Raw genomic sequence first — 22,386 nt, forward strand, 5'->3', positions numbered from 1 at the left:
CTGTTGATGGAAGCATTATACTACATTGGGACATTTTCCTTTATGGTATATTAGGACATTATCATAAATGGTTCATAGAAGAGAGCATATAGAGGAAGATTAGAGGTTGACTTCTTAACAGCAATTTGGTATATTAACTACACATATGGATTCTGTGAGGGAGTAGTTTGCGTGAAAACGTGGTTTGTCAACAGTCGCGGCTTTGATCGGATCTGATTCTGGCCTGGCAAATCTTAAAGAATGAGACTCATGTATGCATGTTATGGCATACATGAGTCTTTTTACATTTTGGGCAAATGTAATTCCAAAGAAGCAGGCTTATGAAGTAAATACTGTTTTGTAACACACATTTTGCAGAAAGCCTTTTTCAAACACACTCTGGAGAATCTGTAAAGGTAAAAATATGCTGATAACAAAAGGAGAATATTATGCAAAATATTATTAATGGATTGCCAATTGCAGCTGTTATCCTGCTGCTGGCAGTGGGATTTGCCTTTCTGGTAAAAGGGGCTGACTTTTTTGTGGAGGGAAGTTCCAGCATTGCGAAGAAGTTAAAGGTTCCGCCCATCATCATTGGTCTTACGATTGTGGCTATGGGAACTTCACTGCCAGAAACAGCCGTGAGTGTGACTGCTTCTCTGGTACAGAATAATGAACTTGCGGTCAGCAATGTAGTAGGATCCAATATTTTTAATCTGATGTTTGTAATTGGTGTCTGTTCAATTCTGACTCCAATTATGGTCCAGAAAGCAACTGTGGTAAGAGATATTCCCTTGTCTTTAGGATGTGCACTATTTCTGCTTGTACTGGGAATTTCAGGACTGGGAGATAAGACGGGAATGACGCTGGGTCATGCAGATGGAGTTATTTTCCTGATCGTGTTTGCCGGATACATTTTCACAATGGTACGAAGCGCAATGAAAGCGCGTGCAGCAGGACAGAAGGTTGAAATAGAAGGTGTTGAAGAATGTGACAATATGAAAGAGCTGTCATACGGCAAAAGTATTCTCTTTCTGATCGTGGGTGCAGCTGCAATTGCTTTTGGCGGTGACCTTACCGTTGATACAGCCAGCAGGATTGCAATAGAGCTTGGAATGAGCCAGACTCTGGTCGGGCTTACCATTGTGTCTATCGGAACTTCACTTCCGGAGCTTGTAACCTCTGTAGTTGCAGCAAGAAAAAATGAAGTTGATATGGCAGTTGGAAATGCAGTTGGATCTAATATTTTCAATATTCTGATGGTTCTTGGAATCTCATCTGCTATCAGTCCGGTAGCTTTGATCCGGGAAAACATAATCGATATAGTGCTTCTTATGGTATTTTCGGTTATGGTCTGGATCTTTGCAGGAACCAGGAAAAAAATTGAGCGCAAAGAGGGTATTATAATGGTAGTGGTATATCTGGTTTATTGCGCATATATTATTGCCCGTTAATAAAAGTAGAAAAAGCTTTCATCCATCCCGCAAAGGGAGAGATGAAAGCTTTTTTTTGATTGGAAAACAGGTGAAAATCAACGCTTGCATAGAAAAACGCCTGGCGGAACAGTACCAGCTGAATAGCGGTAAATATGCTGAAAAAATTAAAACATATTGCTGATAAAAATTTCCAGACCAATTGCGATAAGAATGACGCCGCCGAGAATATCCGCCTTGTTGGAAAGCCTGGTTCCGAAGCGTTTTCCAAGGGAAAGTCCGGTCATGCAGATAAAGAATGTGACTATGGCAATGATCAGGGAACAGACAAGAGCCATCAGCCAGTCATACTCTGAGATGGTGAATCCTACGGACAGGGCGTCAATGGAGGTTGCAATGCCCTGAATGAAAAGGGCTTTGGGACCAACTCCCGGAATTTCATCACCCTCATCGGTTCCCCGGATACCATTGATCAGCATGGAGCCTCCGATATAGCAAAGAAGGATCAGCGCAATCCATGGAATAAATTTCTCAAATGTCCTGAAGTATCCTACAATGGTGTGGACACATAACCATCCGGTCATTGGCATGATGGCCTGGAAAGCACCGAATGTGCCTGCAATGCCGCACATTTTTTTCATGCGCATCTTAGGCTCGTGAAGGCCGTTTGCCAGGGACACAGAAAAAGCATCCATTGCAAGTCCGACTCCAAGCAGGGCGCTGTTCAGAAAAAACACAAAACTGTAGTTCATTTTTACGTTCCTCCGTAATGTATTTTATTACTGGTTTCCATTTTTTTATTTGCTGTGGAAACAGATCTCTCGGCGAAGCTTTTTACAGCATGAAAAAAGACCCGATATATAACCACAGGCTATATATGGGTCATCTGCATTCTTATAAAAGGACAGACTCCATGTATAGCATAACGTTATACATGAGTCTCGCAATTTAATGCAAGCCAGATCGAAACACTGCTCTGAAATCTGCTGTTCATTCAGTGAACAGCAATCTATACAAACAGATTCATACGGTCGGTATGTTGACTTGCCACGCGTCTGTGGACACGCTTGCTACTCCCTCACAGGGAAACCTTGTTTCGTAACTTTATCAGATAATGAGAAAATTGTCAATAATTTTTCTCAATAATATTGACATCCTGACAATATTAGAATAAACTAACTCCTGTAACATTAATGATAAAATTTATCATTAGCAGACGAATTTTATCAAAAATGGTTGCTGCTTAGTTTTGAACAGCAACAAAAATCTTACATATGGGAAAAGAGGACAAGTACATATGACATTAAAAGACCTTCCCATCGGGAAAACTGCCACAGTTACAGTAGTAGGAGGAGAGGGTGCCCTGCGGCAGCATTTCCTGGATATGGGAATCATTCCCATGGCGGACGTGACCATGGTAAAATATGCACCTATGGGTGACCCTGTTGAAGTCAGGATACATAGCTATGAGCTGACCCTGCGTCTTGCAGATGCTGCCCAGATTCAGATTGATAATGTAAGGGATGAAAAAGAACAGAAACGAGGCAGCCGTGTCAGGGCGATTCCTCATCCAGGTCTGGGCGAGGGCGGTAAATATCATGAAAAAGCAGATGAACATCCCCTTCCGGATAGTGAGCTTCTTACCTTTGCGCTGGCAGGAAACCAGAACTGCGGTAAAACAACCCTGTTTAATCAGTTAACCGGCTCCAGTCAGCATGTAGGCAACTTTCCGGGAGTTACTGTAGACCGCAAGGATGGTATTATCCGTGGGAAAAAGAATACTCTGGTGACAGACCTGCCGGGAATTTATTCCATGTCCCCCTATACCAGCGAGGAAATCGTAACCAGAAGCTTTATTCTGGAACAGCATCCAAAAGGAATTATCAATATTGTGGATGCAACCAATATTGAAAGAAATCTATATCTTACCATGCAGCTGATGGAACTGGATGTTCCTATGGTCCTGGCATTGAATATGATGGACGAGGTAAGGCAGAATGGCGGTTCTGTACGTGTGAACCAGATGGAAGAGGCGCTTGGAATTCCTGTAGTACCTATTTCAGCAGCGAAAAATGAGGGAATCGATGAACTGGTAGCCCATGCGATCCATGTGGCAAAATATCAGGAAAAACCAAAGCGTCTGGATTTCTGCGATGCAAACGATGATGGCGGTGCTGTTCACAGATGTCTTCATGGAATTATGCATCTCATTGAGGATCATGCTCAGCAGGCAGATATCCCGGTACGTTTTGCAGCCAGTAAGCTTGCGGAAGGGGATGAACTGATCCTGGAAAAGCTTGGGCTGGATCAGAATGAAAAAGAAACCCTGGAGCATATTGTAAAGCAGATGGAGACGGAGCGTGGGCTTGACCGGTCCGCGGCGATTGCCCATATGCGCTTTGACTTTATTGAAAAAGTCTGCGCTGAGACCGTGATTAAGCCTCATGAAAGCAAGGAGCATCTGCGCAGTCAGAAGATGGATAAAATACTTACAGGCAAATATACAGCCATTCCATGCTTCGCAGGAATTATGGCTCTGGTTTTCTGGCTGACCTTTGGTGTGATCGGAAAGGGACTTTCAGATCTTCTGGATATGGGAATTACCTGGCTGACTGCAGTGGTGGATCAGGCCATGACTGCATGGAACGTAAATAATGTGCTTCATTCTCTTGTAATTGACGGTATTTTCAATGGAGTTGGAAGTGTGCTCAGCTTTCTGCCGATTATCGTCACCCTGTTTTTCTTCCTGTCACTTCTGGAAGACAGTGGATATATGGCCAGAGTTGCTTTTGTAATGGATAAGCTGCTTCGAAAGATTGGACTTTCCGGACGAAGTATTGTCCCAATGCTTGTAGGCTTTGGATGCACAGTTCCTGGCGTTATGGCAAGCAGAACCCTGCCCTCAGAGCGTGACCGTAAGATGACGATCCTCCTTACTCCTTTTATGAGCTGTTCGGCAAAGCTTCCTATTTATGCTTTCTTTACAGCTGCCTTTTTCCCGAAATACGGTGCACTGGTAATGATAGCACTTTATTTCGGCGGAATTATTATGGGAATCCTGATGGCACTGATTTTTGGAAAAACCATGTTTAAGGGAGAAGCGGTTCCCTTTGTAATGGAGCTTCCTAATTATCGTCTTCCAGGTGCAAAAAACGTTGGCCAGCTTCTTTGGGAAAAAGCAAAGGATTTTCTTCAGAGAGCCTTTACTGTTATTTTTGTGGCAACCATTGTGATCTGGTTTTTACAGACCTTTGATCTGCATTTGAATATTGTGACAGATTCCAAAGACAGTATTCTTGCAGTACTTGCCGGATTTATTGCACCGGTATTTAAGCATCTTGGCTTTGGAGACTGGAGATTTTCCACAGCTCTTGTAACAGGTTTCATGGCAAAGGAGAGCGTGGTTTCCACATTGTCCATATTATTTGGAAGCACAGCGGCACTGGTGGAGGTGCTTTCTCCGCTGGCAGCAGTGTGCCTTCTTACCTTCTGCCTTTTATATACGCCTTGTGTAGCCGCGATTGCTTCTGTGAAACGTGAGCTTGGCGGAAAATGGGCAGCTGGAGTGGTGATCGGACAATGTGTGATCGCCTGGATTGCGGCATTTTTGGTAAAAATCGTCGGCGTTTTGATCGGATTTTGAGAAAAATGACTATTTTTCATTTTTGTTAAAAATAATATTGACTATTGGTCATTTTGGGTTATACTATAGTACGAAAGAAATGAATTTAAGGAGATGACATCAATGGTCAAAGTAGGAAAATGGATAGCCAAGCATAAGGTCCTGGTGCTTTTGATCGGACTTTTGCTGGTAATCCCGTCTGTGATCGGAATCGCAGAGACGAGAGTCAATTATGATCTGTTAAGTTACCTGCCGGATACCCTTGAGACGGTAAAAGGTCAGGATATTCTGGTGGATGAGTTTGGTATGGGCGCCTTTTCCATGGTAATTGTGGAGAATATGGATATGAAGGATGTCCAGAAGCTGGAAGAGAAATTCAGTGAAGTAGAGCATGTAAAGGATGTTCTCTGGTATGATGATGTGGCGGATATCACTCTTCCGGTAGAGATGGTTCCTGAGAAGTACAGAAAGGTATTTATAAATGGCGATGCAACCATGATGCTGGTTTTGTTTGATAATACCACATCTTCAGATACTTCCATGGAAGCTATCACAGAACTACGTAAGATTGCCAACGAGCAGTGCTTCCTCAGTGGCATGACAGGAGTTGTTACAGATATTAAGAACATTGCCATGCAGGAGCTGCCGATTTACGTTGTGATCGCAGCAGTACTCAGTCTGATCGTTCTGGAGCTGACAAGCGGATCCTTTGTTGTTCCGTTTTTGTTCCTGCTTAGCATCGGACTTGCTATTCTTTACAACCTGGGAAGCAATGTTATTTTAGGCGAGACTTCTTATATTACGCAGGCACTTACCGCGGTACTTCAGCTTGGTGTTACCATGGATTATTCCATTTTCCTTCTGAACAGCTACGAGGAAAATAAGAAGCGTTTTCCTGGAGAAAAGGACCGTGCCATGGGGCATGCCATTGCAAATACTTTTAAGTCTGTAGCTGGAAGCTCTGTTACCACAGTAGCCGGCTTCGTTGCACTTTGTGTTATGACCTTTGCTCTTGGACGTGACCTTGGTATTGTTATGGCAAAGGGCGTTATTATTGGTGTTATCTGCTGTGTAACCATTCTTCCGGCACTGGTTCTGTTTTTTGACAAGCCTATTGAGAAGACACAGCATAAGCTGCTTCTTGCCAGAATGGATAAACCGTCTGCATTTATTACGAAGCATTATAAGCTTTGGACTGTGATTTTCCTGGTGCTTCTGCTTCCGGCTATTTATGGAAACAATCATACAAAGATTTACTATAATATTGCAGAATCTCTACCATCCACTTTGGATTGCAACATTGCCAATGATGAGCTGGAGAAAACTTTTGCAGTAGGCAATATCCATATGATCATGATGGATAAGAATATGGACTCCAAGCAGAAACAGCAGATGTTAAATGATATTGATAAGGTTGAGGGTGTGAAGTGGAGTCTGGGTATGAATTCCCTGATCGGACCTACCGTTCCGGAGTCTATGATCCCGGATGATCTGAAGAAGATTTTCAAAGGAGATCAGTATGAGCTTGCATTTGTATGCTCTGAATATGGTTCTGCTACAGATGAGGTAAATGCCCAGCTTGCAGAAATTGATAAAATAGTAAAAAAATACGATAATACAGCAATGGTAATCGGTGAAGCACCGCTTATGAAAGACCTTCAGGATACCACAGATGCCGATCTGGTTCGTGTAAATGTAATTTCCATCGGTGCCATTTTCCTGATCATTATGATTATCTTTAAATCAATTTCCCTTCCGATCATTCTGGTTGCGGTTATTGAGTTTGCGATTTTTGTCAATATGGCCATTCCGTACTATCAGGGAATCAGCCTTCCGTTCGTTGCAAGTATTGTTATTGGTGCCATCCAGCTGGGTGCAACCGTTGACTATGCGATCCTGATGACTACCCGTTATCAGAGAGAGAGACAGCACGGCAAGAATAAGATGGAAGCCATCAGTATTGCCCACAAGACCAGCATGCCGTCCATTATCAGCAGCGGTCTCAGCTTCTTCGCAGCAACCTTCGGTGTTTCCTGTTATTCACAGGTTGAGATGATCGGTTCTATTTGTACACTGCTTGCCCGTGGTGCAATCATCAGTATGGTAGTTGTACTGTTTATCTTACCGGCCATGTTTATGATCTTCGATAAACTGATCTGTGTTACATCGATTGGTTTCCTTGGAGATAAAAAGGCAGCCAAAGCGAAATAAAACATAATCAGACGGTCTGGGAGTGCTGCTTTCGTGCAGAACAGCCGGCTTTGGAAGAAATCCGTTACGGTTCGCTCCGTGACCAGTAACACGCGTCGCGATGCGTAGAAATCCTGCTTCAGCAAAATGAGGCAGGATTTTTTTGTTGAATAAAGGAGAAGAAAACGTTATAATTGTGTTGCATTTTAGAGCCTGTTTGAAAATAGATTCCCGCAAATTGTGACGCACATTTTGCAGAATGCCTTTTTCAAATACGTTTTAGGAAATGGAGTGATTTGTACATGACACTAGAAGAAATCCTTGCCCAGGTGCAAATGGGAGGACTTTCTCCGGAAGCAGCAGGGAAGCTGATTCGACAGGATGGTTACAAGGAAATGGATTATGCCAAGCTGGATACGGGGAGAAAAGCCCGTACTGGTTTCGCAGAGGTGATTTACTGCTGCAATAAGGCAGATGCCCATTTGCTGAAAATATTTGAACGTTTATATATGGAAGAGGGAGAAGTACTTGGAACAAGGGCTTCCCAGGCACAGTATGAGCTGGTGAAGGAGAAGTTTCCAGAAGTTCAGTATGACCCTGTTTCCAGAATCCTGAAAATAGAGAAGCCAGATAAGGTTCATGAGGGAAAGGTGGCTGTCTGTACCGCAGGCACTGCAGATATTCCGGTGGCCGAGGAAGCAGCACAGACTGCAGAATATTTTGGAACCTACGTGGAACGAATTTATGATGTTGGTGTAAGTGGAATGCACAGGCTGTTTTCCAGGCTGGAGATCATTCAGGATGCTAATTGTGTTGTGGCTGTGGCTGGCATGGAGGGCGCTCTTGCCAGCGTTATGGGAGGCCTTGTGAGCAGACCAGTGATCGCAGTGCCTACGTCTGTGGGATATGGAGCGAATTTCCATGGATTATCAGCACTTCTGACCATGATCAATTCCTGTGCCAATGGAATTGCCACAGTGAATATTGACAACGGATATGGAGCCGGATATCTGGCAACGCAGATGAACCGGCTGGCGCTTGGTAAGTAAGAGACAAAGCTAGAGTTTGTTTGAAAATCAAACATGCTCTAGCGCGTGTCTGAAAAGCAATTTGATAAATTTGTAACGAGGAGAATTATGGGAAAAACATTATATCTGGAGTGTTATTCCGGAATCAGTGGCGATATGACAGTGGCAGCCCTGCTGGATCTGGGAGCAGATCAGAAGGTGCTGGAGGATGTACTTGAAAGTCTTCCAGTGCAGGGATTTGAGATAAAAGTAAATCGGGTGATGAAATCCGGGATTGATGCCTGTGATTTCGATGTAATTCTGAACGAAGAGATAGATGGACATGATCATGATATGGAGTATCTGCATGGACATGATCACAGTCATAAGCATGGGGCAGAAGAACATAATCACCAGTATGAGCATAGCCATGAGGCAGCAGAAAAGAATGTGGCAGTACATGGACATAATCATGGAGATGAAACAGCAGCACATACTCACGAGTACCATCGTCATCACAAACACCGCGGCATGAACGAAATCCGTCAGATACTTGATGACACAAAGATGACTGACAGCGCCAGAGGTATTGCCCTTAAAATTTTTCAGATTCTGGCAAAGGCAGAAGCAAAAGCCCACAATGTTCCGGTGGAAGAGGTGCACTTTCACGAAGTTGGAGCTGTGGATTCCATTGTAGATATTTTGTCCGTGGCAGTCTGCCTGGACAATCTTGGAATTACAGAGGTCATTGTACCTGTATTATGCGAAGGAATGGGTACAGTCCGCTGCCAGCATGGCATTTTACCAGTTCCGGTTCCAGCGGTAACCCATATTGTACAGCAGTGTAGCCTGGATCTGCGGATCACTCAGGTACAGGGCGAGCTGGTAACTCCTACAGGAGCGGCAATTGTGGCAGCAGTTCGTACTTCCTGCAAATTACCGGAGACCTTTGCAATTGAGAAAACAGGTATCGGAGCCGGTAAGAGGACTTATGAGTGCCCGGGAATCCTGCGTGCAATGCTGATTCACCCGGAAGAATCCCATAAACCGGAAAAAGCGGTGGGAATTCCGGCAGGAAATGAAAGTGCGGCAAATGAAACTGCTGAAATTTTCAATCGGGAAGCTGCTGCCAAAATTCAGACCGGTGTTACGGAAAGCGCGGATTACATCTACAAGCTGGAAACAAACATCGATGACTGCAGCGGTGAAGTACTTGGCTTTGTCATGGAGAAGCTTTTTGAGGCCGGTGCAAGGGATGTGCATTATACTCCTGTATATATGAAGAAAAACCGTCCTGCATGGCTTCTTACCGTAATCTGTAAGGAAGAAGATGTCCCGGGAATGGAAGCTTTGATTTTTGCAGAAACTACCAGTATTGGTATCCGCAGGGTCAGGATGGAGCGCACGATTTTGCCCCGGAGAAAGCGGAAAGTAATGATTCCCTTCGGTGAGGTGGAAGTGAAAATCTGCGGTTCAGAAGGAGCAGAGAAATGCTATCCGGAGTATGAAAGCCTGGCGGAAATCTGTAGAAAGACTGGAATTTCTTATGCAGAAGCCTACCAGATGGCAGTAGACGCAAGTAAGAATCTGGAATGATTGATCGCTTCCAGGTTAAATCGCAATATTGCAACCTGCGAAAGAGTATGTTACAATACAGTTTGGCTTTTTTTAAAGAGAAGTTTATATACGAATGCTTTGGATAAAACAGAAAGCCAAATTTTTCAAAATATAATGGAGTGAATATGAAGAAATATTTAGATAATCTCAGACAGTATCAGTTCCTGTTAAGTGAGCTGGTCAAAAAAGGAATCAAGCTGAAATATCGTCGTTCCTACCTTGGTATTTTGTGGTCCATGCTAGAACCACTGCTTTCCATGGTGGTACTGACTATTGTCTTCGGAACCCTGTATGGAAACACGGACAAAACATTCCCTGTATACATTCTTTCCGGACGTCTTCTGTACAGCTTTTATTCCTCTGCAACCAAAGCTGCGCTGAAATCCATCCGGTCCAATGCAGCAATGATCAAGAAAGTGTATGTACCGAAATATCTGTATCCACTTTCAACTGTAATTTATAATTATATTATTTTTCTGATCTCCCTGGTTGTGCTTGCCATTGTAGGCGTGATCCTGGGTGTGAAACCGACTATTTATCTGCTTCAGGCACCGGTTGCCTTGATCATCATTCTGATCCTTTCCTACGGAAGTGGAATGTTCCTTGCAACTATCGGTGTATTTTTCAGAGATATTGAGTACCTCTGGTCTGTTGCCCTGATGCTGATCATGTATACATGTGCCATCTTCTATTATCCAAGCAAGCTGCTGAAGAGTGGCTGGGCATGGATCCTGAAGTTCAATCCTCTGTACTGTACCATTCAGATTTTCCGATCTGCAATCTTCGGAGAGCCTATGTATGCGCCATATGTAATTTATGCAGCTGCATTCAGCGTAGTAATCACCATCATCGGACTTGTATGCTTCAAGAAAAAACAGGATAATTTTATTCTGTACATCTAGAACCTGTTTGAAAAATCATTCCCTGCAGAAAGTATTTTTCAAACACGCTCTAAACTACCATTTACAGGAACATGTTAAGGAGAAAATATGAGCAAGACAGCCATTGAAGTCGATAACGTAAGCATGAAGTTCAACCTGAGCCGTGAGAAGGTTGACAGCTTAAAAGATTATATATTTAAAACCATTAAGAGAGAAATCCAGTACAATGAATTCTGGGCTTTGAAGAATGTAAGCTTCAGCGTGGAAAAGGGAGACCGTGTAGGTATCCTTGGTCTTAACGGAGCTGGAAAAAGTACTCTTCTTAAGGTGATTTCCGGTGTATTCAAGCCTACAGAGGGTCATGTGGACAAACATGGGAAAATGGTTCCCCTTCTGGAACTTGGCGCTGGTTTTGACCCGCAGTATACAGGAAAAGAGAATATTTACCTGTATGGTGCCATGCTTGGATATACCAAGAAATTTATTGACAGCAAATATGATGAGATTGTAGAATTCTCTGAACTTCAGAAATTCATGGATGTTCCGGTGAAAAATTATTCCTCCGGTATGAAATCCAGACTTGGCTTTTCCATTGCCACAGTAGTAGAACCGAAGATCCTGATCCTGGACGAGGTCCTTTCCGTAGGTGACGCCAAGTTCCGTAAAAAAAGTGAAAAGAAGATCATGAGTATGTTTGACTCAGGTGTTACCGTCCTTTTTGTATCCCATTCTCTGGAACAGGTACAGCGCCTTTGCAATAAGGCCATGATTCTGGAAAAAGGCAAGCTGATCGCATACGGCGACATTGATCCGATCTCTGAGCAATACAGTAAAATGATAGGTGGCTGATCATGAAAAAGGAATTAACCCGGGAAGTTTCCAGATATGACAAGCTGATAAAGCGTTTAGAAGGTGAAAAATGAAAATCCTGCAGGTAGGGCTGGGAAATAATCCTGGCGGTATGGAAGCATTTGTAATGAACTATTTCAGGGAACTGGCCAGACAGGGAGTATCCTTTGATTTTGTATCCATGTATGGAACGATTGCTTATGAGAAAGAAATCCTGGAGCTTGGTGGACGGGTTTTTTATGTTCCCAATATAAAAAAAGATTACTTTGGCTATATAAAGGCCTTTCGGAAGCTCCTTTCCCGGGAGAAGTACGATGTCGTGCATGTGAATATGCTTTCAGCAGCCAATATCGTACCACTTCGCCTGGCGAAGCAGGCAGGAGTGAGAAAGGTGATCGCACATTCCCATAACGCTTCAGCACCGGGAATTGTGCGTAAGCTGATGGATGGCATGAATCGTCCCAGAATAAAGCATTATGTGAATGAGAAGTTTGCCTGTTCCGAAAAAGCAGGCAGATGGCTGTTCGGAGATAAGGCTTTTGAACGGGGAGAAGTAACATTGGTTGCAAACGCAATTGAGACAGATAAATATGGCTTTTCAGAGTCAAACAGGCGGAAAATCAGAGAGAAGTTGGGGATTTCCGGGGATGCCCTGGTAGTAGGGCATGTAGGCAGGTTTCAGGTTCAGAAGAATCATGAGGCCATTCTCCGTATTTTTCATGAAATCCAACGAAAAGAGCCAGCTGCAAGGCTTTGCCTTATTGGTGACGGCGAATTAAAGGAACAGATCCAGGAGCAGGCTAAAAAGGCGGGTGTCCTGGATAAAATCATATTTACGGGAGTATGTCAGGACGTGGAGCGGTACTTAAGCGCCATGGATGTTTTCCTGTTTCCTTCTTTATTTGAAGGACTTCCATTTACTCTTCTGGAAGCTCAGGCCAATGGCCTGCCCTGTGTGATTTCAGACCAGATCACAGGAGAAGCAGTACTCTCCCGGGAAAATGTGACGATGATTTCCCTGGCAGAAAGCCCGGAGAAATGGGCCAAAACTGTATTTAAGATGAAGGAAGCCGGGAGAATCGAAAGAGAAGAAGCGGCCAGAAGGCTGGCAGAAGCAGGATTTGACATCCATAAGGAAGGGCAGAAGTTGATGCTTCTGTATGGCAGATAAGCTGACTGAGAAAGCTTTAGAGCGTGTTTGAAAAAGGCTTTCTGCAAGATGTGCGTCACAATTTCTAGACCGCAACCATTTAAAGAGCAGGAGAATAGGAATGGAAAAAATAGATTTTGTGCTCACCTGGGTGGACGGCAGTGACCCTGACTGGCTGGCACAGCGCAGGGAATATCAGCCTGGCAGGGGAACTGACGCCGGGGAGAGCAGATACCGCGATTGGGACAATCTCCAGTACTGGTTCCGCGGTGTGGAGAAATTTGCTCCCTGGGTAAATAAAATATATTTTGTCACATGGGGACATGTTCCAAAGTGGCTGAACACAGCTCATGAGAAGATTCAGATTGTAAAGCATGCGGATTTTATGGCGCCTGCTTATCTTCCTACCTTTAATATTAATTCCATAGAACTGAATCTTCACCGAATAAAAGGATTGTCAGAGCATTTTGTCTTTTTTAATGATGATATGTTTCTCATTGATTCCGTGAGACCGGAAGATTTTTTCAAAAACGGATTTCCCTGTGACTGCTGTATTGAGACCGCCCTTGTGCAGGACAATATCCGCAACCCTTTTGCCAATATTCTTATGAATGATGCAGCTCTTGTCAATATGCATTATAATAAAAAAGAAGTGATCAAAAAGCAGGCAAAAAAATGGTTTAGCCCGGCTTATGGAGCAATGCTCTTCCGCAATGTGCTGATGCTGCCTTATCGTGAATTTTCCAGTTTTAAATATTCACATCTTCCAAGTCCTTTTTTGAAAGCAACCTATTGGAAAGTATGGGACGAAGAGGGTGCTGTTCTGGATGAGGTTTGTAAGAATCGTTTCCGCACAGTATTCGATGTGAACCAGTACGTGATGAAATACTGGCAGTACATGGAAGGGAAATTTACGCCCCAGTCACCGAAGCTTGGAAGATTTTATACCATAGGAAAACATGATCAGCAGATCCACCATACCATTCGCAGACAGGCGTGTAAGATGATCTGCCTTAATGATGATGTGAATGTGGGTGATTTTGAGAAGCAGAAGAAAGAAATTCAGAGAAGCTTTGAAGTGATTTTTCCAGAGAAATCGTCTTTTGAGATGTAATTGCAGAAAGCCTTTTTCATACAGGCTCTGGTGTATCGTAATTTTTGTCAGGCAAATTATAGAAACGAGGGTAAGAGATGACAAAGGATTCCCTTAAAAGGAAAATAAAAGAAGAGGGTCTGGCTGGAAGTGTTCTTTATTATCTGGGCCGCTTTTGTTCAAAAGCGGAGCTTGCCATGGTGGGAAAATGGTTCGGGAATCACGGGAAGCTCCGTCAGAACTGCATTGTGCTGAAAAACCGTACCATGCAGGACATGACAGACAATCCCAGGGCCTTTTATGAATATCTGATTCAGAATAAAATAAATGAGAACTATCAGATTATCTGGATGGTTTCCGATAAGAAAAAATGTGAGAAACTGAAATGCAAGAATGTTAAATTTGTAACGGCAGAGAATAAATATGGCTGGTCCAGCCCCCTTTCTTATTATTATGGTGCTGTTGCAGGATTTTTTTTCTATACAAACAATACAGCTTACCTGAATTTTTACCATTGTAAAGGGCAGACCACAGTGAACATGTGGCATGGCTGCGGCTATAAGGATGCAGCCAAAGACAACAAGCCGCCTGCAGGAAAAAGCATGATGCATTTTGACCATGCCATGGTGCCGGGACCTGTGTTTGTGGAAACAAAATCCCGTTACTGGAACTGTGAGAAAGAGAAGATTCTTGCCCTTGGCTATCCAAGATATGACTGGATGCTCCATCCATCTGTCAGCCGTGGGGAGGCACTGGAGAAGCTTTTTTCCCATAAGGATATGAAAACCGTGATCTGGATGCCTACTTTCCGAAAAAGTGAGGTGCTGATCAGCGCAGAGAATGAAATTGAACTTCCCTTTCAGCTTCCTGCATTGGAGAGCGAGGCGGAGCTGAAAGCACTGGATGTTCATTTAAGGGAATGCGGAATATTTCTGATCATCAAAAAACATCCCCTTCAGTCTGGCTGGTCCCTGGATGAAGGTGCGTATACCAATATCCGTTATGTGACAGAAGAAATGCTTCAGAAATCGGGCATTCAGCTGTATGAACTGGTGGGACTTATGGATGGACTGATTTCGGATTATTCCTCCATTGCAGTAGACTATATGCTTCTTGACCGACCTCTGGGCTATGTGCTCACAGACCTGGAAAGCTATCGAAATACAAGAGGATTTGTATTTGAAAATCCGGAAGCATATATGCCAGGTGAGAAGATTTACAATTTAGAGGATCTGAAGGACTATTTTTCCCATATCGCAGTGGGAGAGGATCCTTTTAAAGAAGAGAGAAGAAGATTATTGCCTGCAATGCACACTATGCCAAAGAAGTCAGGTTACTGCGAGGCACTTGCAGAGTATTTGAATATAAAGTAAAATAAAAGCAGAAGTTACCCATCCAAAAAGGTTCTAGTACATCATTTCGTAAATAATTATATCAATCGGATTCACAGACAAGTGAGTGGTATAGTTATTTAGAAAACAATGTGCTATGATTATTTTTTCGAAAAAAACAGATACAGGAGAGGGATAAATGGGAAAGGTAATCGGATACACACAGGGAACTTACGATATGTTTCATATCGGTCATCTGAACCTGATCAAAAATGCTAAGAGAAGATGTGATTATCTGATCGTAGGCGTAAATACAGATGAACTTGTGGAAAGCTATAAGAATAAAAGACCTATCGTGCCATTGGAAGAGCGGGCTGAGATCGTCCGGTCTATTAAATATGTGGACGAGGTGATCATCACGAATACCCTTGATAAAAAAGAAATCTGGGATAAGATCCGTTTCGATGAAATTTATATCGGAGATGACTGGAAGGGAAATGAGCGCTGGGAGCGCACCGGGAAAGAGATGGAAGCCCTGGGAGCCAGGCTGGTTTATCTTCCCTACACCAAAGATACTTCTTCTACAATGCTTCGTGAGAAACTGAAAGAGTATTAATGCGGACTGATTTAGAGCCTTTTTTAAACAGGCTCTGGATTGTAATATATTAAGAAAGGTAAAATCCATGGAAAGAGCACAGAGAATTCTAAAGAAATTTTCAAAAATCCTGAAAGAGCAGGGCGCAGGACCTTTGTTCACCACATTCAAAGGCTATGTGACTTATGCTTTATATGACCGCTGGAAAGTGAGAAGACTTCGTAAATTCCCCCCGCGTATGGTGAAAAACAGAATCCTGTTTGAGACAAATGATGATTTTACAGACAATTGCCGGGCTCTTTTTGATTATATGGTTGCAAATGGATATAATAAAAAATATGAGCTTGTCTGGCTTGTTCATGAGCCGGAGAAGTATAAGAAATACCAGGCGGAGAATGTGAAGTTTGTTCGCAATTTTAAGAAGAACACGACGATCCGCAGGGCAGCAGCTTACCGCTATGCATTGACCTCAGCCTTTATTTTTTACACCCAGGCGTTTAACTGGATCGGAATGGCAAGAAAGGGTCAGACTTTTGTAAATCTCTGGCATGGCTGCGGCTACAAGGCGAACAAGAACAACCGCAAGGTATTTTTCGACTACTGTCTGGTGCCAGGAGATGTGTTTATTGAGACGAAGAAAGAGTTCTTTGGCTGCAGTTCCAGGAAGCTTCTTGCACTTGGCTATCCGCGTTACGATCAGATGATGAAGGGAAGCGACGCCGCAAGAGCATATAAGGAAAAGCTTCTGAAAGCAGCTGACAGTGACAGGCTGATCCTGTGGATGCCTACCTACCGTCATGCAAGCAGCGAGAGACTGAATGAGGAAACGCTGAACAATGAATTTAATATCCCGATCCTGGACGATAAGGAGCGGCTTCTTGATTTTAATAATTTCTGTCGTGATAATCATGTACTTGTGGTAATTAAGAAGCATTATCTCCAGATTCCATATGACTTTGGAGAAAATGTGCTGACAAACATTGTTTACCTGGAAAATCAGGATCTGGAAGACAATGGCTTGCAGCTTTATGAGTTTATCAACTGTTCGGATGCCCTGATTTCTGACTATTCTTCTGTGGCAATTGATTATCTGCTTCTCAACAGACCTATTGGATTTACTCTGGATGACTATGATGCCTATACGGAGTCCAGAGGATGGGTATTTGAAAATCCACTGGAATACATGCCAGGAGAACATATTTACAATGTACAGCAGTTTGAACAGTTTGTTCTGGATGTCAAAAATGGAAAAGATGACTATGAGAATCAGCGTAAGGCAATTCTTGCAAAGACTCATAATGTAACAGATAATTACTGCAAACGTGTTCTGGATTATTTCAAAATTACGGTATAACAGAGAAAATACGAAAGCCTTTTTTACATGCTTCAGGATTTATCCCGCAAAAGGAGGAAGCCCCTGCAGGGGTGGTATATAACATGAAAATATGTATCTGGATAACAAAAATCTTTGATCTTGGCGGAACCAAGAGAGTGGTTTCCCTGTTGGCCAACGAGCTGGTGAAAGAGCATGAAGTGACGATCATGACTTATGAAGACCGCTTTCGTGAAGACCGCACCATGTATCATTTAAGTGAAGATATCAATGTGGATTTCATTGACAACAGCCAGTTCGTGAATAAGCATCATACCCCGGCTTTCTGCGCCCGCTATCTGGTGAAGAAGCTCAATGACAGATCTGGTCTGTTTAATAAAAAAAGCTTGAATCCCATTCTTGCAGAAGCAATTTTTCCTAAAAAAACAAGAGAGAAATGGGTGGAATATTTCAATTCCCAGGATTATGACGTGATCCTTACCACTGCATCCTTAAGCCTGAGACTTGCCATGATCGCGCCCCGGCTAAAAGCCGCAACCATCGGCTGGCAGCATAACTGCTATGACGGATATCTTCATGTGAAGCCTGTCGTTTTCTGGCAGCAGGAGAACCTTCTTCAGCAGTATCTGCCAAATCTGGACCGCTACATTGTGTTGAGTGATTATGATAAGCGGGACTATATGGAGAAGCTTGGAATAGATTGTGAAGTAAAAATCAATCCCAGAAGCTTTGTCAGTGAAAAGAAGTGCGATGTGAAATCCAAACGTTTTCTCATGGCGACCCGTTTCGTATATGCCAAAGGACTGGATCTGATGATGGAATCCTTTGAAGAGTTCTGTAAAGAGGATTCGGAGTGGGAGCTTGATATCATCGGAGACGGAGATCTTTTTGACCAGATCAGGGCAGACGCGAAGAAGCGTCATCTGGAGAAGCGTGTCCATTTTGTAGGATATACCAATGAGCCTGAGAAGTATTATCTGAATTCTTCTGTTTTCCTTCTTCCATCCAGATGGGAAGGCTGGCCTATGGTGATTATGGAAGCCTTTGAGTTCGGTCTTCCGGTAATCGCTTATCATATGGGCGCCATGGATCTGATCATTGATGATGGAAAGACCGGTTTCCTTCCTGAAGCGTTTGATCCTCATAAATTTGCCCAGGCCATGCTGAAACTGGCACATGATGAAGAGCTTCGTGCCCGGATGTCTGCGAATGCCATTGCCAAGTCTGATGATTTCTCTATTGACAAGGCTGTGAAAGAATGGGACGGACTTTTTGAACGTGTAGTTGCGAAGAAGAGGGGGAAGTGACATGAAGATCACCGTGAACAACCTGAAGAAGCTGGTGAAAAAGCTGGTCCGCCCGGATGAAAATTCCGGTAAAGAAAAGGACACTTTTGAGGCTGCCTTAAAGAGAGCCAGGGATGAGGCAAAATACAATCTTACGGAGGAGCTTCGGGAGAAGTACGCGGATTTTCTTGACAGTCCCATAAAAGAAAAATGTATACTATACGAGGCATTTGGGGGCAGAGGCATGACCTGCAGCCCTCATGCCATTTTCAAGTATTTGCTGACCCAGACAGAATTTCAGGAGTATCTCCATGTCTGGGTCATTGACGATTTTTCGGATAATGAACCATGGATGGGACTTTACAGGGATGATCCAAATGTGAAATTTATTAAATTCCAGTCTGTAGAATACAGGGAATATCTGGCTACAGCCAAATATCTGATCAATAATGTAAGCTTTCCCGGATATTTTACCAAACGTAAGGAGCAGATCTTTGTGGATACCTGGCACGGAATCCCGTTAAAAACCATTGGATTTGACATTCCGGCAGGCAAGGTGAGTGCAGGAAATACAGTAAGGAATTTCCTTGCAGCAGACTATCTGATCGCGCCCAATCATTTTATGACAGAGATTTATGAGAATGCGTTCAAAATGAAAAATCTTTATCCCGGAAAAATCCTGGAAATCGGGCAGCCCCGTAATGACAGCTATTTTCACACAGACCGGGAGGCCATATTTAAGAAGCTGCAGATGGCAGGCGTGGAGGCAGATCTAAAGAAGAAGCTGATCCTTTATGCGCCTACCTGGAAGGGCAGCAGGTATTCCAGCCCTGATACCAGCCTGGATGCCTATGAGAAGATGATCCGCACTATCGAGGAGAATGTGGATACCAGGGAGTACCAGGTGCTGGTGAAGCCTCATCAGATTGTATATTACCACATTAAAGACACAGTAGGGATAACCGGCCAGTATATTCCTGCAACCGTAGATACCAATGAGCTTCTTCGTGCTACAGATGTTCTGATTTCCGATTATTCCAGTATTTATTTTGACTATCTGGTATCGAAAAAGCCCATTTTGTTCTTTATCCCGGATCTTGCAGAATATAAAAATTACAGAGGCTTATACTTCGGAATTGATAAGCTGCCGGGTCCTGTTGCAGAAACTTATGAGCAGCTTGGAGATTATGTGAAGGATGCCGAAAGAGCCATGGAGCCATACCGGAAGGTTTACGAAAGGGAAGCAGCCTGGGCGTGTCCGCAAGATGACGGAGAGGTCTGCCGCCGCCTTGCAGACATTGTGTTCCACGGAAAAGAAGATTCCCGGTGTATAGCCTGTCAGGATGAGGCGCAGTCACCAAAGAAAAAGCTTCTGATGTATGCCGGTGATTTTTCGGAGGGAGATGACACCGAAGCATTTCTTGGACTTGCAGAGAACCTGGATTTTCAGAAATACGATGTTACCTTGCTTGTGTGCGGTGGTGGAGACGATTTTGCAGAAGAACAGATCATAGGTCTTCCTACCGGGCTTCGGATCCTTTACCGTGGTCAGCCTTTTAACGGAAAAGCGGAGGAAATCGCGAAGAATGAGCTGTTTTTGAAGGGAAAAATAAAAGATATTCCACATGCTTTTTACAAGAGAGAGGCAAGGCGCCTGTTTGGAGAGGCGAAATTCGACTGTGCAATTGACCTTACCGGGAAAAAGAGCCTGTTTTCAGTGGTGGCAAAGGAGATGGAGGGCGTTCGGTTTTTCCAATACAATGCACGTTTTGTCAGGGAAAAACAGATTGCAAAGGAGCTGGCAGGCCAGCAGGTAATCGTATCTGCCACAGAAAGCTACTTTATTGCCAGATACCAGGGAAACAATCCAGCTGTTATTACTGTGGAAGCCATTCCGGCACCGGATACAGAGAAAGTCAATTATATCTGTATGTACCAGCAGAAAGCCCAGAACGTTCTGAAAGCCTTTTGCCGTCTGGAGAAAAATACCTGTCTTTACATTACCGGAAAAGGGAAAGGGTATCAGAAGCTGAAAGCTATGGTTTCAGATCTTCACCTGGAGGGAAGGGTGATCCTTACCGGATGGCTTGAGAAACCCTTTGCATTTATGAATCTGTGCGATTATTTTATCTGTCCGGAAGGGGAAGAAGAAAGCCTGGGTACCCTTGCTGCAAAAACCATGAATATGAAGCTGCTGGCAGAAGACTGCACAACAGAGATGCCTTACAGCTTTCAGGCCAGGTCCTGGAATCAGGAACAGAGTGAGAAGCTGGATGAGCTGATAGAAGGTAAGAGGACTTCAGATGAATGAGATAGAGAAGATTTTGAAAGATAATATGGAGGATTATGAGAGCGTGAAGCGTCAGGCTCTGAAATTCATTCATGAGAATAAGAAAGAACTTTCCAAAAACTATGCCTACGCAGAGATATGCGGGAATCCGGTGGATGCTTCCCATTTTTTCTTCCTTATAGATGAAAAAAAGCCTGGCAGTGACCTGCTTCTGGAAATGCTGGACTATGCGCTGAAGAATTATGTTTCCTCTGAGAAGGCGAGTGTTACGGCCTGCATAAAAGGCGGTTTTCATCTGGTGAAAAAAACAGGTGTGGACTATGTAAAAGAGGAAAGTCGTGAATATCTGGAGGCGCTTTCCCAGGCTGGTTACATTATCGGTAATATGGTTTTGCCAGGCTCTTTTGTGAAAAAAGAAACACAGGTTTATTTTAATCCCATGCTGGAAATTTATGATAGGAAGTCTGTGGAGACAGCAGAGTTTCTCTCAGTTACGGCAAGGGAGCTTCTGAAAACAGATTATATCTACGCTCCGTCTAAGAGCAAAGCGAAGGAAGCATGGCTGGAAAAATGCACCCTGGGAAAAGTCTATGATGGAAATGTGATCATAGAGAAAAAGGAAGGATTAAAAGAAGGCAGAGGCAGTCTTCTGGAGTGTATCCGAAGGCAGAATGCAGTGCCTGGAATGGAGTTTTTCTCCCTTCGAAATCAGGAGGAAAGGAAGAAAGTCCTGATTCTTAGCAGCTGGAAAGCCGAGCGGGAGGCTAAGCTTGTTGTCCGAAAGCTTGCAGACAGTATGGACAGGGAAAAATATGATACGGTTATTTATAGTGGCTGGCTTGGAAGCAGGGGAGATGTGAAAGAATTTCTCGCCTTTGAAAAAGAGCTTCCAAAAGTGATGGGCGCAGGAAGGATGACTTTGAGTGAGGAAGATTTCCTGAATTACCGTATGATTGAGAAAAATCCGGCTCTTTATCTGGAAAATCCGGAAATACGAAGATATATGCGAATGCTTGCCAGAAGAGAGTGGGGCAGGCTGTTCGGCAGCAGTTCCTGGGATGTGGTGATTATGGCTGGAAGTACCGGGTATCTGCCATATTATCTGGCAGCAGAGGCACCGGCAAAAATGAAAGTTCTGGTGGATCTTGATTTTCTGCCTTACATCCATGAAAAATATCCGGCAAGATGGCGAAAAGCCCTTACTGTATTTGACCGGATATATGCTCCGGCAGATTGCCAGCAGCTGGGAGACTACGGAAAGGAAAACCGCCTTCGGATAATGCGCCTTCCGGTACTTGCTGCAGCCAGACCAGAAGAAAACCAGGTGGAAACGGTTTCCTACAATGGTGAGACTTACCTTGTGTGTGGGAAATGGAACCTGCAGGGAGAGCGTATTTCCATGAAGCTGGTACAAAAGCCGGTTCCGGGAAGTATTCTGGTAAATGGTGAGCTTGCACCAACTGCAGAGCAGAAAAAAGCTTTGGAGCAGCTGTCGAAGGAGCACAGGATTTATGTGCTGGGGGCACAGAGCGCCGCCTATAAAAGTCTTTTGCCAGAAGCAGTGATCCTGGATGGATATGTGAAAAAAGAACTGTATCTGCAGCCTGCGGCCTGGGAATTTTTTGGAGCCTTTGAGAGTTATGTAGGAAACAAGGCCTTGGAATATGATGCATTGGAAAGAATATGTAAAACTTTTGGAGTGAAGGAGGACATTCCTTGATTCGTTCAGG

16 protein-coding genes are annotated in these 22,386 nt (G+C 43.7%); 15 read left to right on the plus strand and 1 reads right to left on the minus strand.

What is annotated here, in order from left to right; translation table 11 throughout:
- The first annotated feature begins 428 nt into the window (after positions 1 to 428).
- Positions 429 to 1,433 carry a calcium/sodium antiporter gene (locus I2D69_RS16305; protein WP_148461874.1) on the plus strand — a complete coding sequence of 335 codons (1,005 nt, stop codon included), beginning with the start codon at positions 429 to 431 and terminating at the stop codon, positions 1,431 to 1,433.
- Between the two features lie 146 nt (positions 1,434 to 1,579).
- On the opposite strand, the gene I2D69_RS16310 is transcribed toward I2D69_RS16305, so the two are convergent.
- A complete protein-coding gene (locus I2D69_RS16310) occupies positions 1,580 to 2,164 on the minus strand; it encodes a manganese efflux pump MntP family protein (RefSeq protein ID WP_195380247.1) in 585 nt (194 codons plus the stop codon).
- Between the two features lie 545 nt (positions 2,165 to 2,709).
- Between I2D69_RS16310 and feoB the strand changes: the two genes are divergently transcribed.
- The 14 genes from feoB to I2D69_RS16380 all read left to right on the plus strand — a co-directional run bounded on the left by feoB (position 2,710) and on the right by I2D69_RS16380 (position 22,376).
- Positions 2,710 to 5,055 carry a ferrous iron transport protein B gene (gene feoB, locus I2D69_RS16315; protein WP_195380248.1) on the plus strand — a complete coding sequence of 782 codons (2,346 nt, stop codon included), beginning with the start codon at positions 2,710 to 2,712 and terminating at the stop codon, positions 5,053 to 5,055.
- A gap of 102 nt (positions 5,056 to 5,157) precedes the next feature.
- Positions 5,158 to 7,245: an MMPL family transporter gene (locus I2D69_RS16320; protein ID WP_195380249.1), complete on the plus strand. Its 2,088-nt coding sequence runs from the start codon at positions 5,158 to 5,160 to the stop codon at positions 7,243 to 7,245.
- 281 nt (positions 7,246 to 7,526) lie between these two features.
- On the plus strand, positions 7,527 to 8,273 hold the full coding sequence (larB, locus tag I2D69_RS16325; protein ID WP_195380250.1) for a nickel pincer cofactor biosynthesis protein LarB: 747 nt from the start codon (positions 7,527 to 7,529) through the stop codon (positions 8,271 to 8,273).
- 87 nt (positions 8,274 to 8,360) lie between these two features.
- Positions 8,361 to 9,827 (plus strand): nickel pincer cofactor biosynthesis protein LarC, encoded by a 1,467-nt coding sequence (gene larC / locus I2D69_RS16330; protein WP_195380251.1) that lies wholly within the window; start codon positions 8,361 to 8,363, stop codon positions 9,825 to 9,827.
- 146 nt (positions 9,828 to 9,973) lie between these two features.
- A complete protein-coding gene (locus I2D69_RS16335) occupies positions 9,974 to 10,750 on the plus strand; it encodes an ABC transporter permease (RefSeq protein ID WP_118579579.1) in 777 nt (258 codons plus the stop codon).
- Positions 10,751 to 10,837: 87 nt separating this feature from the next.
- Positions 10,838 to 11,578: an ABC transporter ATP-binding protein gene (locus I2D69_RS16340; protein WP_118579582.1), complete on the plus strand. Its 741-nt coding sequence runs from the start codon at positions 10,838 to 10,840 to the stop codon at positions 11,576 to 11,578.
- A 70-nt stretch (positions 11,579 to 11,648) separates the two neighbouring features.
- Complete coding sequence (locus I2D69_RS16345; protein WP_195380252.1) at positions 11,649 to 12,749, plus strand: glycosyltransferase family 1 protein; 1,101 nt, start codon at positions 11,649 to 11,651, stop codon at positions 12,747 to 12,749.
- A gap of 100 nt (positions 12,750 to 12,849) precedes the next feature.
- Positions 12,850 to 13,842 carry a Stealth CR1 domain-containing protein gene (locus tag I2D69_RS16350; protein WP_195380253.1) on the plus strand — a complete coding sequence of 331 codons (993 nt, stop codon included), beginning with the start codon at positions 12,850 to 12,852 and terminating at the stop codon, positions 13,840 to 13,842.
- 77 nt (positions 13,843 to 13,919) lie between these two features.
- Complete coding sequence (locus I2D69_RS16355; protein ID WP_195380254.1) at positions 13,920 to 15,194, plus strand: CDP-glycerol glycerophosphotransferase family protein; 1,275 nt, start codon at positions 13,920 to 13,922, stop codon at positions 15,192 to 15,194.
- A 157-nt stretch (positions 15,195 to 15,351) separates the two neighbouring features.
- Positions 15,352 to 15,768 carry an adenylyltransferase/cytidyltransferase family protein gene (locus I2D69_RS16360; RefSeq protein WP_118579597.1) on the plus strand — a complete coding sequence of 139 codons (417 nt, stop codon included), beginning with the start codon at positions 15,352 to 15,354 and terminating at the stop codon, positions 15,766 to 15,768.
- A gap of 67 nt (positions 15,769 to 15,835) precedes the next feature.
- Positions 15,836 to 17,101 (plus strand): CDP-glycerol glycerophosphotransferase family protein, encoded by a 1,266-nt coding sequence (locus I2D69_RS16365; protein ID WP_148461864.1) that lies wholly within the window; start codon positions 15,836 to 15,838, stop codon positions 17,099 to 17,101.
- An 83-nt stretch (positions 17,102 to 17,184) separates the two neighbouring features.
- On the plus strand, positions 17,185 to 18,387 hold the full coding sequence (locus I2D69_RS16370) for a glycosyltransferase (protein ID WP_187566084.1): 1,203 nt from the start codon (positions 17,185 to 17,187) through the stop codon (positions 18,385 to 18,387).
- Between the two features lies 1 nt (position 18,388).
- Positions 18,389 to 20,677 carry a CDP-glycerol glycerophosphotransferase family protein gene (locus I2D69_RS16375; RefSeq protein WP_148461862.1) on the plus strand — a complete coding sequence of 763 codons (2,289 nt, stop codon included), beginning with the start codon at positions 18,389 to 18,391 and terminating at the stop codon, positions 20,675 to 20,677.
- Positions 20,670 to 22,376: a hypothetical protein gene (locus I2D69_RS16380; RefSeq protein ID WP_195380255.1), complete on the plus strand. Its 1,707-nt coding sequence runs from the start codon at positions 20,670 to 20,672 to the stop codon at positions 22,374 to 22,376. Before I2D69_RS16375 ends, I2D69_RS16380 begins: the two co-directional genes overlap by 8 nt.
- Positions 22,377 to 22,386: the final 10 nt, after the last annotated feature.

It is taken from the genome of Ruminococcus sp. D54t1_190329_F1 (assembly GCF_015551645.1).
GTDB lineage: Bacteria > Bacillota > Clostridia > Lachnospirales > Lachnospiraceae > Blautia_A > Blautia_A faecis.